Source organism: Sphingomonas sp. Ell38C01 (assembly GCF_055231975.1).
The window spans coordinates 3,161,209-3,176,678 of sequence record NZ_JBUYVA010000001.1; the positions used below are offsets into that span (position 1 = coordinate 3,161,209).

General features: G+C 68.7%; 15 protein-coding genes, 1 tRNA gene and 1 pseudogene. 14 read left to right on the top strand and 3 right to left on the bottom strand.

The window, feature by feature from the left end; all coding sequences use genetic code 11:
- The first annotated feature begins 6 nt into the window (after positions 1-6).
- Positions 7-1,131: a CaiB/BaiF CoA transferase family protein gene (locus tag ACV7NO_RS15015; RefSeq protein WP_463406766.1), complete on the top strand. Its 1,125-nt coding sequence runs from the start codon at positions 7-9 to the stop codon at positions 1,129-1,131.
- 5 nt (positions 1,132-1,136) lie between these two features.
- Here the strand turns inward: ACV7NO_RS15015 and ACV7NO_RS15020 are convergent, their stop codons facing one another.
- Positions 1,137-1,937: a DODA-type extradiol aromatic ring-opening family dioxygenase gene (locus ACV7NO_RS15020; protein WP_463406767.1), complete on the bottom strand. Its 801-nt coding sequence runs from the start codon at positions 1,935-1,937 to the stop codon at positions 1,137-1,139.
- Between the two features lie 93 nt (positions 1,938-2,030).
- Here ACV7NO_RS15020 and ACV7NO_RS15025 point away from each other — a divergent pair, with 93 nt between their 5' ends.
- The 7 genes from ACV7NO_RS15025 (at position 2,031) to ACV7NO_RS15055 (ending at position 6,707) form a co-directional block, all read left to right on the top strand.
- Positions 2,031-2,573 carry a (2Fe-2S)-binding protein gene (locus ACV7NO_RS15025; RefSeq protein WP_463406768.1) on the top strand — a complete coding sequence of 181 codons (543 nt, stop codon included), beginning with the start codon at positions 2,031-2,033 and terminating at the stop codon, positions 2,571-2,573.
- Between the two features lie 114 nt (positions 2,574-2,687).
- Complete coding sequence (locus tag ACV7NO_RS15030) at positions 2,688-3,590, top strand: RcnB family protein (RefSeq protein ID WP_463406769.1); 903 nt, start codon at positions 2,688-2,690, stop codon at positions 3,588-3,590.
- A gap of 78 nt (positions 3,591-3,668) precedes the next feature.
- Entirely contained in the window at positions 3,669-4,361 is a 693-nt protein-coding gene (locus tag ACV7NO_RS15035; RefSeq protein WP_463406770.1) for a prolyl hydroxylase family protein, read from the top strand.
- 150 nt (positions 4,362-4,511) lie between these two features.
- Positions 4,512-5,312: a helix-turn-helix transcriptional regulator gene (locus ACV7NO_RS15040; protein ID WP_463406771.1), complete on the top strand. Its 801-nt coding sequence runs from the start codon at positions 4,512-4,514 to the stop codon at positions 5,310-5,312.
- A gap of 84 nt (positions 5,313-5,396) precedes the next feature.
- Positions 5,397-5,768 (top strand): VOC family protein, encoded by a 372-nt coding sequence (locus ACV7NO_RS15045; RefSeq protein ID WP_463406772.1) that lies wholly within the window; start codon positions 5,397-5,399, stop codon positions 5,766-5,768.
- A gap of 63 nt (positions 5,769-5,831) precedes the next feature.
- On the top strand, positions 5,832-6,266 hold the full coding sequence (locus ACV7NO_RS15050; RefSeq protein WP_463406773.1) for an MAPEG family protein: 435 nt from the start codon (positions 5,832-5,834) through the stop codon (positions 6,264-6,266).
- A gap of 24 nt (positions 6,267-6,290) precedes the next feature.
- A complete protein-coding gene (locus ACV7NO_RS15055) occupies positions 6,291-6,707 on the top strand; it encodes a PaaI family thioesterase (RefSeq protein WP_463406774.1) in 417 nt (138 codons plus the stop codon).
- A gap of 270 nt (positions 6,708-6,977) precedes the next feature.
- On the opposite strand, the gene mutL is transcribed toward ACV7NO_RS15055, so the two are convergent.
- A complete protein-coding gene (gene mutL / locus ACV7NO_RS15060; protein ID WP_463406775.1) occupies positions 6,978-8,729 on the bottom strand; it encodes a DNA mismatch repair endonuclease MutL in 1,752 nt (583 codons plus the stop codon).
- Positions 8,730-8,895: 166 nt separating this feature from the next.
- Here mutL and ACV7NO_RS15065 point away from each other — a divergent pair, with 166 nt between their 5' ends.
- The 6 genes from ACV7NO_RS15065 (at position 8,896) to ACV7NO_RS15090 (ending at position 15,099) form a co-directional block, all read left to right on the top strand.
- Complete coding sequence (locus ACV7NO_RS15065) at positions 8,896-9,936, top strand: rod shape-determining protein (protein ID WP_463407372.1); 1,041 nt, start codon at positions 8,896-8,898, stop codon at positions 9,934-9,936.
- Positions 9,937-10,227: 291 nt separating this feature from the next.
- A complete protein-coding gene (mreC, locus tag ACV7NO_RS15070; protein ID WP_463406776.1) occupies positions 10,228-11,031 on the top strand; it encodes a rod shape-determining protein MreC in 804 nt (267 codons plus the stop codon).
- Entirely contained in the window at positions 11,028-11,540 is a 513-nt protein-coding gene (gene mreD, locus ACV7NO_RS15075; RefSeq protein WP_463406777.1) for a rod shape-determining protein MreD, read from the top strand. Before mreC ends, mreD begins: the two co-directional genes overlap by 4 nt.
- Positions 11,541-11,550: 10 nt before the next feature.
- Positions 11,551-13,641: a penicillin-binding protein 2 gene (mrdA, locus tag ACV7NO_RS15080; protein WP_463406778.1), complete on the top strand. Its 2,091-nt coding sequence runs from the start codon at positions 11,551-11,553 to the stop codon at positions 13,639-13,641.
- A gap of 154 nt (positions 13,642-13,795) precedes the next feature.
- The gene (rodA, locus tag ACV7NO_RS15085; RefSeq protein ID WP_463406779.1) at positions 13,796-14,908 is read left to right on the top strand and encodes a rod shape-determining protein RodA; all 1,113 of its coding nucleotides are present in this window, start codon (positions 13,796-13,798) and stop codon (positions 14,906-14,908) included.
- Positions 14,909-15,023: 115 nt separating this feature from the next.
- Positions 15,024-15,099, top strand: a tRNA-Lys gene (locus ACV7NO_RS15090).
- 127 nt (positions 15,100-15,226) lie between these two features.
- Here the strand turns inward: ACV7NO_RS15090 and ACV7NO_RS15095 are convergent.
- A pseudogene (locus ACV7NO_RS15095) lies at positions 15,227-15,409 on the bottom strand (transposase); the annotation flags it as partial.
- Positions 15,410-15,470 lie beyond the last annotated feature (61 nt).

A 15,470-nucleotide genomic window follows, 5' to 3' on the forward strand; every position in this document is an offset into this window, starting at 1 on the left:
GCCGACATGCCAAGCACCCCACCCCTGCACGGCCTGCGCATCGTCGAGATGGCGGGCATCGGCCCCGGCCCCTTCGCCGGCATGATGCTCGCGGACCACGGTGCCGAGGTGATCCGCATCGACCGCCCCGCCAGGGGCGCAAGCCTGACGATCGACGCGCAGGACCCGCTGCTCCGGTCGCGCCGTTCGATCGCGCTCGACCTGAAGAAGCCCGGATCGATCGACGCTGTCCGCCGCATCGTCCGCGACGCCGACGCGCTGATCGAAGGCTTCCGCCCCGGCGTGATGGAGCGGCTCGGCCTCGGTCCCGACGTCCTGCTCGCGGACAATCCCAAGCTCGTCTACGGTCGGATGACCGGCTGGGGCCAGACCGGGCCGATGGCGCACGAGCCGGGGCACGACATCAACTATATCGCGATCTCTGGCGCACTCCACGCTTATGGCCGCAGGGGCGAGAAGCCCACCCCGCCGATCAACATGGTCGGCGATTTCGGCGGCGGCGCGATGATGCTCGCGTTCGGCATGCTCGCCGCGCTCCTCCATGCGCAGCGCACCGGCGAGGGCCAGGTGGTCGACGCCGCGATGACCGATGGCTCGGCGTTGCTGATGAGCATGATCTGGGGGTTTCGCGGCATGGGCCGCTGGGGCGGCGGGCGCGGCGGCAACCTGCTAGACACCGCGGCGCATTTCTACGACACCTACGAGACCGCCGACGGCAAGTGGATCTCGCTCGGCGCGATCGAGCCGCAATTCTACGCCGAATTCCGCCGCGTGATGGGGTTCGACGACGCGAAGTGGGACGTCCAGATGCACCCTGCGAGCTGGGCCGCGCTGAAAACCGAGGTCGCCGCCGCCTTCAGGGCGCAGACCCGCGACCACTGGGTCGCCGCGTTCGCGGGCCACGAGGTCTGCTTCGCCCCCGTCCTCGACTTCGACGAAGCACTCGCCCATCCCCACAACCGCGCCCGCGGCACCTTCGTCGAAGCCGGCGCCGTCACCCAGCCCGCCCCCGCCCCGCGCTATTCCGCCAGCCCCACCGTCCCCCCCGCGATGGCGGCGTCACGGGCCGACGCGGACGTGCTACGCGATCTGGGCTTCGCGGCCGACGAGATCGCCGCGCTCGGCCACTGACCCCCTCACCCGAACCGATACCCAGACACCACCCACCCGATCACCTCGTCGCGATAGTCGCGCACCGCCGCAGAACCCCCGCCTGCGCCCAACGCGACCATCAGCGGCAGCAGATGCTCCTCGCGCGGATGCGCATAGCGCGCAAACGGCAGCGCCTCCCAGGCTGCGACCCGCCTTGCCCGCGCCGCTGCGTCGGAGTCGGTCACCGCCGCGGTCAGCGCGTCGTCGAACGCCGCGGCGCGCGCCAGCGCCTCGCCGCCCCGCGCGCGCATGTTGTGGAAGCTCATCCCCGAACCGACGATCAGCACGCCCTCGTCGCGCAACGGCGCCAGCGCTGCCCCAATCGCGACATGCGCCGCCGGGTCGAGGTCGGCGCGCAGCGACATCTGCACCAGCGGGATGTCCGCCCCCGGCACCGCGACCTTCATCGGCACGAACACGCCGTGGTCCCAACCCCGCGCCGCTTCCTCGCGCACCACATGCCCCGCCTCGCGCAGCAAACCCGCCGCCCGCCGCGCGACATCCGGCGCACCGGGCGCATCCCAGCGCAATCGATAGGTGTGCTCGGGAAAGCCGTGATAGTCGTAGAGCAGCCCCGGCTGCGCGCCGACATGCACCGTCACCGCCGCCTCTTCCCAATGCCCCGACACCAGCAGGATCGCACGCGGCCGCTCGGGCAGCGACGCGATCAGCCCGGCCAGATACGCCTGCATCGCGTGCCACATCGCATCGGGCCGGCCGCCATCGGGGTCCATGAAGAAGCAGGGTCCGCCGCCATGCGGCACGAAGAGGGTGGGAAGCGTCATGCCCCACGATATGGCGCGCGCCGCGCCCGCGACAATCGCGCCGATGGAAACAGGTCGTTTCGCCCTGCCGCACTCCGCGCTACACCGCCCCGCGTGACCCGCTTCACCGTCAACAACCAGCCCGTCCAGTATCGCATGGACCCCGAAACGCCGCTGCTATGGGCGCTGCGCGACGCGTCGAACCTTACCGGCACCAAATATGGCTGCGGCACCGGCGCATGCGGCGCGTGCACCGTCGACATCGACGGCGCCGCAGTCCGGTCGTGCCAGGTAACGATCGCCGCGGTGGAGGGCAGCTTCGTGACGACGATCGAGGGCCTGTCGCGCGAGCGCACCCACCCCGTCCAGCTCGCCTTCATCGCCGCCAACGTCCCGCAATGCGGCTATTGCATCCCCGGCATCGTGATGGCCGCCGCCGCGCTGATCCGCAGGAACCGCAACCCCGACGAGGACGCGATCCGCGCGGGCATCACCAACCTGTGCCGCTGCGGCATCTATCCCCGGCTGGTCGAGGCGATCCAGCAGGCCGCGCGGATATCGCGCGGCGACGAGACGCTGCCAGCCGGCCCCCGCCCCGGGATCGATGCCGCGGGCGCCGCGCGCGTCTCCCCCGCGCTCGCGCCGCCGACGCGATAGCGCTTCCTTTCGCAACGCTGACGGACGGGTTCAGCGAGCGATCAGCGCCACTCGGGCAGACGTCGTTGCACGATGGGGCCGGCAGCTGCGCCGGCGAGCGCGAGGATGGGCGAGATGACGAAGACGTGGATCGCGGCAGTGATGGCGGCGGCATCGCTGGTGCCGGCGATGGCACTTGCTCAGGAGGGGCCTGACCGGCAGCGCGGCGGCTGGCGCGGCCAGCAGCAACCCGGCGAACGCTTCCAGCAACGCGAAGCCAGCATCCAGCCGCAACGCGAGGAGGTCGAGCATTCCCCCCGTCCCGAACCGCAGCCGCAGGTCCGCGCACAAGCGCAGGTCGATGCGAGCCGCGGCGGCTGGAACGGCCAGCGCGGCGACCGGGGCGATCGCGGACAGTCCGGCGGCTGGGCCGGCGACCGCGATCGGCAACAGGCGCAACCAGCCCCCCAGCCTCGCCCCGCCCCCGGCGGCTGGCAGGATCGCGGCCAGCGCGCGGACCGCGGCAACGCCCCCCGCGGCGATGACCCGCGCCGCGACTGGAACCGCGACGGCCAGCGTGCCGACCGCGGGCAGTGGAACGACTGGGGGAACGACCGGGCCAACGGTCGCGACCCCCGCCGCGATCAGGTCCGCCAGCAATGGAACCGCAGCGACGCGAACTGGCGCGACCATGCGCGCGCCGACATGGGCTTCGCCGATCGCGCGGCTTGGAACCGCGGCTGGCGCAACGACGACCGCTACGACTATGGCCAGTATCGCAGCGCGAACCGCGGTGCGTACCGGATGCCGCGCTATTACGCGCCCAGCGGCTGGGGCGCGGGCTACCGCCGTTTCTCGGTGGGCGTGTCGCTCAACCAGTCGCTGTGGGGCGAGAATTACTGGATCGACGACCCCTACGACTATCGCCTGCCCGCCGCCTACGGCCCGTATCGCTGGGTGCGCTATTACAACGACGCGCTGCTCGTCGACATCCGCAACGGGCGTGTCGTCGACAGCGTCTACGACATCTTCTGGTAGGCGTCGTGCGGCGGGGGCCCGGTCCATCACCGGGCCCCTTGCGGTCCGCATCGCGCCGACGATAGACCGCGACGCATCATGGCAAGCCGCAACCCCCTCCTCGAAAAGCCCGGTGGCCCCTCGAAGCACCGCGAGGCGATCGGCCGCGACGTCGTCGCCCGGCTCGATGCCGATCCGCGCGCGCGCCGCGTGCCGACCGACGCGGCGCAGGTCTACAAGGTCGCGGACTTCCTCGACGCCGCGACCTGCGCGACGCTGATCGCGATGGTCGACGCCGATCGTCGCCCCTCGGGGCTGCTGAGCGACCATGGCGGCGCGGCGTTCCGCACCAGCGAGAGTTGCGACATGGATCGCTGGTCCGACACGATCCGCCCGATCGACGAGGCGATCGCTGCGCTCTTCGGCATCGACCCCAACCATGGCGAGACGATGCAGGGCCAGCGCTACGCTCCCGGCCAGCACTTCCGCGCGCACAACGATTATTTCCACGAGCGCGAAAGCTACTGGCCCAAGATGAAGGCCGGTGGCGGCCAGCGCACCTGGACCGCGATGATCTATCTCAACGCCGTCCCCGAAGGCGGCGCCACCTGGTTCCCGCAAGCCGGCATCAAGGTCGCGCCCAAGCCCGGCCTGCTCCTCGCCTGGAACAACATGAACCCCGACGGCAGCCCCAACATCGCCACGCTCCACGAAGGCATGGCGGTGGTCGAGGGCGTGAAGTACGTCGTGACCAAGTGGTTCCGCGAGGACCCCTGGGTGACGTTCGCGTGATCTGGAGGGTCCCGTACCCCGGCGCAGGCCGGGGCCCAGCCCCAATCCAGGGCATGCGCGGCAGCGCATTCGGCGCGTCGCGCCGAGAGGCGATTCCAGGTAAGGTCCAAGTGCGGTGGACAGCGGACCGCCCCGCATTCGGAAAGGCGGGTGGCGATAGCAGACATCGGGCAGGTGCGATCTTTCCCAAAAAGGATCGAATATCGGGAATATTGCTCCACTGCCAAATTGTGGCAGTATGCCGCCCAGAAAGTGACTGCCATGTCCCGCGCGCAACGTCTGCTCGACCTGATCCAAGTGCTACGTCAGCACCGCCGAGCGGTTGCGGGTGCCGTGTTGGCAGAAGAACTCGGCGTGTCGTTGCGCACAGTCTATCGCGATATAGAGACGTTGAAGGCCCAAGGCGCGCATATCGAGGGCGAGGCAGGCTTAGGCTATGTGCTCCGACCCGGCTTTATGCTGCCCCCGCTGATGTTCTCCGAAGAGGAGATCGAAGCGCTGGTGCTCGGCTCGCGATGGGTTTCGGAACGGGCGGACGGCCTTCTGGGCAAAGCCGCGCGCAACGTGCTCGCGAAGATCGGAGCCGTACTCCCCGACGACCTCAAAGCGGGCATAGAGGCCTCTGGCCTGCTGATCGGCCCCGGTGAGCCGATCGCAGCGCGGGACGGCGAGCTTGCTGCGATCCGTCAGGCGATCCGGTCCGAACACAAGATACAGGTGGCCTATGCCGATGAACGAGGGAACGCCACCGAACGGACGATCTGGCCGATCGCGCTGGCCTTCTATGATCGCGTGCGTGTTCTCGTCGCCTGGTGCGAGTTACGCGCCGGCTACCGCCATTTCAGGATCGATCGCATCGCATCGCTTGAATGCAACGCAGAGCGATATCCGGGCCGGCGCGCCAAATTGCTCAAGGAGTGGCACACAGTCCAAGGCGTCCCCGAACAATGACTGCTGACAGAAACTGACAGGATGGAGCCGTAGCTTCCTTTCGTCGGCACCGATCCCGCGTGCCGCCAATTTGAAAGGGGTTTCATGCCGGACTTCAATTTCCTGCTTCTGCACGTCCAGGACCATGCGGCCAGCGCTGCGCTGTACCACGAGCTATTGGGCATCCCGATCGTCGACCAGAAGCCCGATATCGCCATACTGCCGCTACGCGAGGGCGTCATGCTGGGCTTGTGGTCACGCGAGACGGTGGAACCGGAAAGTTCGGGCCAGACCGGCGCGAGCGAAATCGCCTTTGCTGTCGCTGACGCAGCCACGGTCGAGACGATGCACGCCGACTGGCAACGGCGCGGCCTGACCATCGCACAGGCTCCGACGCTGATGAGCTTCGGCACAACCTTCGTTGCGCTCGATCCCGACGGTCACCGGCTGCGCGTCTTCGCGCCCGCGGCGGCTTAAATGCCTGATCCGGGTGGTAGCCGTATCGGCTGACCACCCGATCAATATATGACGGAGAAAGTGATGCACAGTCCGATACTGGCACCTGCGGCCATGCTCGTCCTCTGGTCGATGATCGTACTGGTGTGGGTGACGATGACGCGCTTCGCGGCCATCTCGCGCTTATCGAAGGACCAGCTTCAAGGTCTCTCCACGGCGGGGACGCGCGGACCTGATTTGGAGCGTGTCCTGCCGGATCGGGCGAACTGGAAGTCGCACAATTACACGCACCTGATGGAGCAGCCGACCGTCTTCTATGCAGCGGTCGTAATTCTGGCGCTCGCAGGCGCCGGAGCCGGCATCAACGCGACGCTTGCTTGGAGCTACGTGGCATTGCGCGTCATGCACAGCGTCTGGCAGGCCACGATCAACAGGCTGCCGGTTCGCATGTTGCTGTTCACGATTTCGAGCGCCTGCCTGATCGTCTTATCGATCAACGCCGCGCGTGCGACGCTATAACGCCTACCGCGCGAGGAGATGACGATGACTGTGTTCGACGCTTTCGCCCGCCCGCCCTGCGCCGATACGCTCGGTTGGCAGCTCGTCGAAGCCGACCCCGACACGGGGACGGTGCGCGTGACGCTGGAAGGAACGCCGGCCTTCTGCAATCCGGGTGGTAACATTCAGGGCGGCTTCCTCGCCGCGATGCTCGACGACACGCTCGGACCGACTGTTCTCGTTAAGTCAGGCGGGACGCACTATTGCGCGACGATCGACCTGCACGTGAGTTATCTCTGTCCCGCCCGACCCGGTACATTCACCGGCATCGGCCGGCTCGTTCAAATGGGCAAGACAGTCGCATTTCTCGAAGGTGAGTTATTCGACGCCAGCGGTCGCTGCGTCGCTCGCGCTACAGCTTCGGCACGGGTTGTTCCCACAACGCATGTCGCCTGCGCGTAAACGGATTGGCTTCCCGATTAGGAACCCATAGCGGGACAGCCGCCCGCGTGATTGTGCCGAAAGCCGTCCGGGGCATCCCTTTCCCAAAATCTGTTCCCGATTGCTGGTTCCTAAAATAGCCTGTCAGAGACGACGAAACGGGAAAGATCGCGTTTAAGGAATAGCCGCTAACGGGAGCCCGGATCACCAGCCTGAGCGTCCGGGCGTGGGCGTCAGTCGTCATTCGTTCGATTATAGGCGCGGCACCGCCATACCCACACCGCCGCCGCCTCACCGCCGCCCGAACAGCTTCTCGATATCCCCATGCGCCAGCTTCACCCAGGTCGGCCGGCCGTGGTTGCATTGCCCCGAATGCGGCGTCGCCTCCATCTCGCGGAGCAGCGCGTTCATCTCCGCGACCGACAGCACGCGCCCGGCGCGCACCGATCCGTGGCACGCCATCGTCCCCGCCACCGCATCGAGCCGCTCGCGCAAGGAGAGCGCCTGGTCGAACGCCGCCAGTTCGTCCGCCAGATCGGCGACCAGCCCGCTCGGATCGCTCTGCCCCAGCAGCGCGGGGGTCGCGCGCACCAGCATCGCGCGCACGCCGAACCGCTCCAGCTCCAGTCCCAGCTCCGCCAGCTCCTCGCCGCGCGCCTCCAGCCGGTCGCACGCGGGCTCGTCGAGCTCGACCACCTCGGGCAGCAGCAGCGCCTGCGACGCCACCCGCCCGCCGTTCAGCGCCGCGCGCATCCGCTCCAGCACCAGCCGCTCGTGCGCGGCATGCTGGTCGACCAGCACCAGCCCGTCCTCCGCCTCCGCGACGATATAGGTCTTCGCGACCTGCCCGCGCGCGACGCCCAGCGGATGATCGACGGTCTCCGGCGGCGGCGCCCACGCCGCCTCCGCACGCGCCTGCGGCGGCGGCGCGAAGAAGGTCGGGCGGCGATCCTGGACAGACGCCCCGATCGCGAAGATGTCGGCCGGGCGCGGATCGTCGCGCATCGGCTCGGGCGTCCACATCGCCAGCGCGTCGGCACTCGGCCGCTGCACGCTGCGATGCTCCGCCGCATCGAGCGCCTGCCGCAGCCCCGACACGATCAGCCCGCGGATCATCGCGGGTTCGCGGAACCGCACCTCGGTCTTGGCCGGATGGACGTTCACGTCGACCTCGCTCGGCGCGAGGTCGAGGAACAGCGCGACCACCGCGTGCCGGTCGCGCGGCAGCATCTCCGCATAGGCGCCGCGGATCGCGCCCATCAGCAGCCGGTCCTTCACCGGCCGCCCGTTGACGAACAGATACTGATGGTCCGCCACCCCGCGATTATAGGTCGGCAGGCTCGCGACCCCGCCCAGCACCGCGCCCTCGCGGACCAGGTCGATCGTCACCGCATTGTCCGCCAGCGCGCGGTCGGTCAGCGCCGCGACTCGCCCCGGCCGGTCCTCCGCCTGCGTCGCCGCCAGCACGCGGCGGCCGTCATGCTCCACCGTGAACGCGATATCGGGCCGCGCCATCGCCAGCCGGCGTACCGAATCGAGACAGGCCGCATATTCGGAGCGCGCCGATCGCAGGAACTTGCGCCGCGCCGGCACCCGCGCGAACAGGTCCTCCACCACCACCCGCGTCCCCGGCGGCAGCGCCGCCGGCCCCTCGCGCACCACGTCGCCATTGTCGACGACCCGCGCCCAGCCCTCCGCGCCGCGCACACGGCTCTCCAGCGTCAGCCGCGCGACGCTCGCGATCGAGGGCAGCGCTTCGCCGCGGAAGCCCATCGTCGTCACCTGCTCGATGTCCTCGGTCGGCAGCTTCGACGTCGCATGCCGCTCCAGCGCCAGCGCCATGTCTTGCGGGCTCATCCCGCAGCCGTCGTCGGTCACCTCGATCCGCTGCGTGCCGCCGTCCGAGAGCGCGATCGCGATGCGCGTCGCGCCCGAGTCGATCGCGTTCTCGACCAGCTCCTTCAACGCACTGGCGGGTCTTTCCACCACTTCACCGGCCGCGATACGGTTGACCAGATGCGCGGGGAGGCGGCGTATTGACATGGGGCAAGCCCTAGACCAAGCGGACGCATCCCGCGACCCCGCAAGACGTGATCCCCGGCGGCCCGGATTTCCGGGCTCGGGCGTCGCCGCCTGCGGCGGTTCCTCGCGAGACACATAGGCGCTTTACGCCGGATTGCCGGCGATTCGGGACGGAATGAAACGACTCATGGCATTCTCGCGCTTCTTCAAGTTCATGTCGCACGACATGGCGATCGATCTCGGGACCGCGAACACGGTCGTCTACCTGCGCGGCAAGGGCATCGTCCTGAACGAGCCGTCGGTGGTCGCGGTCGAGACGATCAATGGCGTCAAGCGCGTCAAGGCGGTCGGCGACGACGCCAAGCTGATGATGGGCAAGACGCCCGGCAACATCGAGGCGATCCGCCCGTTGCGTGACGGTGTGATCGCGGACATCGACGTCGCCGAGCAGATGATAAAGAGCTTCATCTACAAGGTGCACGGCCAGCGCCGCTTCATGCGCTGGCCCGAGATCGTGGTCTGCGTCCCCTCGGGATCGACCAAGGTCGAGCGCCGCGCGATCCGCGACGCCGCGTCGAACGCCGGCGCCAGTCAGGTGTGGCTGATCGACGAGCCGATGGCCGCCGCGATCGGCGCGGGGATGCCCGTCACCGAGCCGATCGGCAGCATGGTCGTCGATATCGGCGGCGGTACGACCGAGGTCGCGGTGCTGAGCTTGCGCGGGCTCGCCTACACTACGTCAGTGCGCGTCGGCGGCGACAAGATGGACGAGGCGATCGTCAGCTACGTCCGCCGCAACCACAATCTGCTGATCGGCGAATCGACTGCGGAGCGGATCAAGCACCAGGTCGGCATCGCCAAGCCGCCCGCGGACGGCATCGGCACGATCATCCACATCAAGGGCCGCGACCTCGTCAACGGCGTGCCCAAGGAGATCCAAATCAACCAGGGCCAGATCGCCGAGGCGCTGAGCGAGCCCGTCGCGACGATCGTCGAGGGCGTCCGCGTCGCGCTCGAGAATACCGCGCCGGAACTGGCCGCCGACATCGTCGACCAGGGCATCGTCCTGACCGGCGGCGGCGCGCTGCTCGAGGGGCTGGACGAGGTGCTGCGCGACGAGACCGGCCTGCCGGTGACGGTCGCGGAGGATCCGCTGACCTGCGTCGCGCTCGGCACCGGCCGCGCGCTTGAGGACCCGATGTTCCGCGGCGTGCTCCAGAGCAGCTGAGATTCGCGCTCGGGCCGCTACACCCGTTCGCCTTGAGCTTGTCGAAGGGCTGTCCCTCTTTCAACGGCCGGACAAGAAGGGCAGGGCTTCGACAGGCTCAGCCCAAGCGGGGAGATCGGGGCGTCGCACAATTTCCACGCGACGCCTGCCCTTCGCACGACTAAGGACCGGTCCTTGACTTTCGAAGCGGAGCGCGGCGCGCTCCACCACAGGACCTAAGGCATGGCGCCGTCGCGGGATCGGCGCCCGGGCTTCTCGCGGCGGGCGCAATATTCACTCTTCGCAAGCTATGTGCTTGCCATTGCGGGCGCGGTGGTGGGTGCGGTGCTGCTCGCGCTGTCCACCTTCAATCCCCCCGCGTTCGCCGCGCTGCGATCAGGCGTCGCCGAGATCACCACGCCCGTCTCGACCGGGCTCGGCGCGATCGTGCGCGCCGTGGCGTCGGTTCCCGAGACGATCGGCACCTATTTCCGCGTCCATGACGAGAATGCCGCACTGCGCGCCGAGCTCGATCGTGCGCGCCCGCTACTGATGCGCGCGCGCACCATCGCCTATGATAATCGGCGCCTGCGCACATTGCTCGCGCTGCGCGATGCCGGCGACGCGCCGGTCGCCGTCGCGCGGATCGTCAGCTCCACCGCGGCGAGCACGCGCCGTTTCGGCCTCCTCAACGCCGGATTGTGGCAGGGCGTGCGCGAGGGCCAGCCGGTCCGCGGCCCCGAGGGCCTGATCGGCCGCGTCGTCGAGACCGGACCCAACACCGCGCGCGTCCTGCTCCTCACCGATGCGGAGAGCATCGTTCCCGTCCGCCGTACCCGCGACGGCCAGCCCGCGATCGCGGCGGGGCGCGGCGACGGCCAGCTCGACATCCGCTCGGTCGACACCGCCGACGCCGGCTTCCGCCCCGGCGACGTCTTCGTCACCTCGGGCACGGGCGGCATCTACGCGCCGGGCACGCCCGTTGCGCGCGTGCTGACCCCGCACCGCGACACCGCGCTGGCCGCTCCCTTCGCGCGCCCCGACATCCTCGATTTCGCGATCGTCGAGCACGCGTTCATGCCCGCCCCGCCCGCCCCGCGCCGGACCGTGCCGTGACGCTGCCTCCCCGCAACCCATTCGCCCAACCGCTGCCACCCGCCCGCGCACGCCTGCTGCCGTGGACGACAGTGATGGTGGGCTCACTCGTCACGATCGTCCCCGTGGTCGCGGGATTGCCGCTGCTGCCGCCGATGGGTCTGCTGATGCTGCTGGCGTGGCGGCTGTCCGCGCCGCTGTCGCTCCGGCTGTGGGCGCCCGCGCTGCTCGGGCTGTTCGACGATCTCGTCAGCGGCCAGCCGCTCGGCAGCGCGATGCTGCTGTGGCAGCTCGGCGCGTTCGCGATCCAGCTGGTCGACCAGCGCACGATGTTCCGCGATTTCGGGCAGGACTGGCTGATCGCGGCGAGCGTGATCGCGTTCTGCCTCGTCGGCGGGCGCGTGATCGCGCTGCCGCTCGGCGCGCATGTCGACGCGGCGCTGGTCGTTCAGATCGCGATCGCGATCCTCGCCTTTCCGCTCGCAACGCGGATCGTCGCGTGGCTCGATCGCAAGCGCGGCTTAGCATGAGGATCGGGGCATGAGGGGGCCGCGCGTCGTCACCGAGGCCAGCCAGGGTTTCACCTTCTCGCGCCGGGCATGGCTGCTCGGCACCGCGCAGGCGGGCATGGGCGCGATGCTGATCGGCCGGATGGGCTGGCTCGCGATCGCGGAGAACGAGCGCTATCAGGCGCTGTCCGAGAGCAACCGCGTCAACATGACGCTGGTGCCCCCGCGCCGCGGCTGGATCGTCGATCGCAACGGGCTGCCGCTGGCCAACAACCGGACCGATTTTCGCGTCGACATCATTCCGGACCGGATGCCCGATGAGGACAAGGACCGGGTCCTATCGATGCTCCGCGGAATCCTGTCGCTGACCGACGACGACATGCTGCGGATCGACGCCGACCTGAAAAAGGCCGCCGGATTCCAGCCCGTCCAGATCGCGGAGGACCTGACTTGGGAACAGTTCGCCGCGGTCAGCGTCCGCCAGCCCGAGTTGCCTGGCGTCGCCCCCACCCGCGGCTTCGCGCGCAGCTATCCCGCGGGCGCCGCAGTCGCGCACCTGACGGGCTATGTCGGCGCCGCCAATGCGGAACAGTTCAAGGCCACGCGCGACCCCCTCCTCGTCACCCCCGGCTTCAAGCTGGGCAAGGACGGGCTGGAAAAGCAGCTTGAGAAGGGCCTGCGCGGGCAGGCGGGCGCCAAGCGCGTCGAGGTCACTGCGCGCGGCAAGCTTGTAAAGACGCTCGCGACCAAGCCCGACGTGCCCGGCCAAACCGCGCGCCTGACGATCGACGCGGGCCTTCAGGAGTATGCCGCGCGCCGCCTCGGCACCAATTCGGGCAGTGCGGTGGTGTTCGACTGCCGCACCGGCGAGATGCTGTGCATGGTGTCGATGCCCGCCTACGACCCCAACAGCTTTTCGGATGGGATCAGCCATCTCGAATGGAAGATGCTGAGCGAGGACGATCACGTGCCCTTGATGAACAAGGTCACGCAGGGGCTCTATCCCCCCGGCTCGACAGTGAAGCCGATGAACGCGCTCGCGCTGCTGGAAGCGGGGGTCAGCCCCGACGAGCGCGTGTTCTGCTCGGGCGCGATGCGCTTCGGCAACGGCGTGTTCCACTGCCACAAACGCCGCGGCCACGGTCCGCTCGACATGAAGAACGCGGTCATGCAGTCGTGCGACATCTATTTCTACGAGATGGTCCGCCGGCTCGGCTATGACCGGATCGCGCCGATCGCGCGGATGACCGGGCTGGGCGAGAAGTTCGACCTGCCCTTTTCCACCCAGCGCTACGGCACCGTGCCCGACAGCGCGTGGAAGCAGCGCAAGTACAAGGCGAACTGGACGGTCGCCGATTCGCTCAACGCCTCGATCGGCCAGGGCTATGTTCTCGCCAACCCGTTGCAGCTGGCCGTCATGGCGGCACGGATCGCAAGCGGACGCGCGCTCCAGCCCAGCATCCTCGCCAGCCACGTCCACCGCGACGCCGCGGTGCTGCCGGTCCGGCCCGAACATCTCGACATCGTCCGCGCGGCGATGTTCGGCGTAGTCAACGGCGGCGGCACCGGTGGCGCGTCGCGTCTCCAGGTTCCCGGCATCAGCCTCGCCGCCAAGACGGGCACCGCGCAGGTCCGCCGCATCACGATGGCGGAGCGCGGCACCGGCGTGCTCGGCAATGCGCAATTGCCGTTCAAGCTGCGCGACCACGCGCTGTTCGTCTGCTTCGCCCCCGCCGAGAACCCCCGCTACGCTGCCGCGGTGGTGCTCGAGCATAACGGCCATACCGTCCGCAACCTCGACACCCCGCTGATCGGGCGCGACATCATGACCTACCTGTTCGATCGCGAACGCGCGCTGAAGAGCCTCGCCGAGGTCGAGCCGACCTGGGGCGGCGACATCCGCACCCGCATGGCCGCGCAGGAAGCCGCCTATCGCGCCGCCGCCAACGCCCCCCCGCCCGATCAGGCTCTCGCGACCGAAACCGACGCCCCCGCCCCCACCTCGGCCCCCGCGGTCGAGGCCGCGACCGACGCTTCGAACGCCAGCGCCGCCGCGGTGGTCAACGATATCGAAGCGACCGGTGGCCCCGCACAGGTCGGCTCGCCCGAGCCGCAGCCGTGATGCGGCCCAGCCACAGCCTCATGTCGGCGCGCCGCGCTGGGCGGTACGGGAGCACGCCGCGCACCGCCCCGTTCGTGCTGAGCCCGTCGAAGCACTGCCTTCTTCTACCCGCCCCCAAGACGCGAAGCACTCCGGCACGCGCCAAGGACCATCCATGAGTCGCCCGTCGATCGTCCCCGCGCCCCTTGCCGCCCTCCCTTGGGGCATCATCCTGCTCATCCTCGCGATCGGCGGGTTCGGGCTGGTGGTGCTCTACTCCGCGGCGGGCGGCTCGGTGCGCCCCTGGGCGTTCTCGCAGGGGATTCGCTTCTTCGTCCTCGTCGCGGGCGCGATCGTGCTGTCGCGCGTGCCGGAGGACGTCTGGCGACATGGCGCGATCCCGGTCTACCTGCTCCTTCTCGTCATGCTCCTGCTCGTCGAACTGCTCGGCGCGGTACGCGGCGGCAGCCAGCGCTGGCTCGACATCGGCATCATCCGGTTACAGCCCTCCGAACTGATGAAGGTCGCGATCGTGCTCGCCGTCGCGCGCTTCTACGAGATGCTCCCTCCGGCCGAGACGCGACGGTTCGGCGCGATCTGGCCCGCAGCGGTGCTGATCGGGCTTCCCGCCGCGCTGGTGATGCTTCAGCCCGATCTGGGGACCGCACTGATGATCTGCGCGGGCGGTGCGACCGTCATGTTCCTCGCGGGCGTCCCGCTCCGGCTGTTCGTCGGCGGAGTCGTCGGGCTCGCGGTCGCAGCGCCGCTCGCCGTCAACTTCCTGCTCCACGACTACCAGCGCCATCGCGTGCTGATCTTCATGGATCCCGAAAGCGATCCGCTTGGCACCGGCTATCATATCAGCCAGTCGAAGATCGCGATCGGGTCGGGCGGGATCTTCGGCAAGGGCTTCCTCAACGGCACCCAGAGCCACCTCGACTACCTCCCCGAGGGCCATACCGACTTCGTCTTCGCGACGATGGCGGAGGAATGGGGGCTGATGGGCGGCATCTTCCTGATCGTCGCGTTTCTGCTGGTCGTCCGCTGGGGGCTCAACGTCGGCCAGCGCGCGAACACCCGCTTCGCCAAGCTGACCGCCGCTGGCCTAGCAACGACGATCTTCTTCTACGTCGCGATCAACCTGTCGATGGTGATGGGCCTGGCCCCCGTCGTCGGAATTCCGCTGCCGCTGGTCAGCTTCGGGGGATCGGCACAGATGACGGTGCTGCTTTGCATCGGCATCCTCCTGTCGATAGACCGCCAGAGCCGTCGCTCTGCACGCTGGTGACGCACGAAAGCGCACGTCGCCGCGACAAAAGGGGTTGCGCCCGCCGCCCGTCCTGCTAACAGCGCGCTTCCCGAGTGCGGGGCCGCCTCTTCCCGAGGCAGCGCGGCAACGGCGTGGACGCATAGCTCAGTTGGTAGAGCAGCTGACTCTTAATCAGCGGGTCCTTGGTTCGAGCCCAAGTGCGTCCACCACCAAAATCCCAGAAAACCGCTCTTTTCGCCAGCTGGAGCAGCTTACCGGACTTATAGATGTGAGACGGTCCTGGGTCTCAGCGTGAAGATTCGTTTAAGTAACGTCCGGTGGGTTGCTGCAGGCCTCAAACGCGCTCGGTTCATCACACCAGCGCCGTCCGTTGCGATTGATGAAGACGAGGTCACTCAGCACCCGTCGGTCATCGACCCGCGGCTTGCCATGGCTCTTGGGGACGTACGGCTGCAGGCGCGCCATCTGCTCATCCGTCAACCAGTACAAGTCGCTCCTCCGCGGTCTCCTTGTGGACACTGCATCAGATCGCGACGCTCACATCAATGTGCCCTGACCCTAGCCGCCGACCGAGCACTCG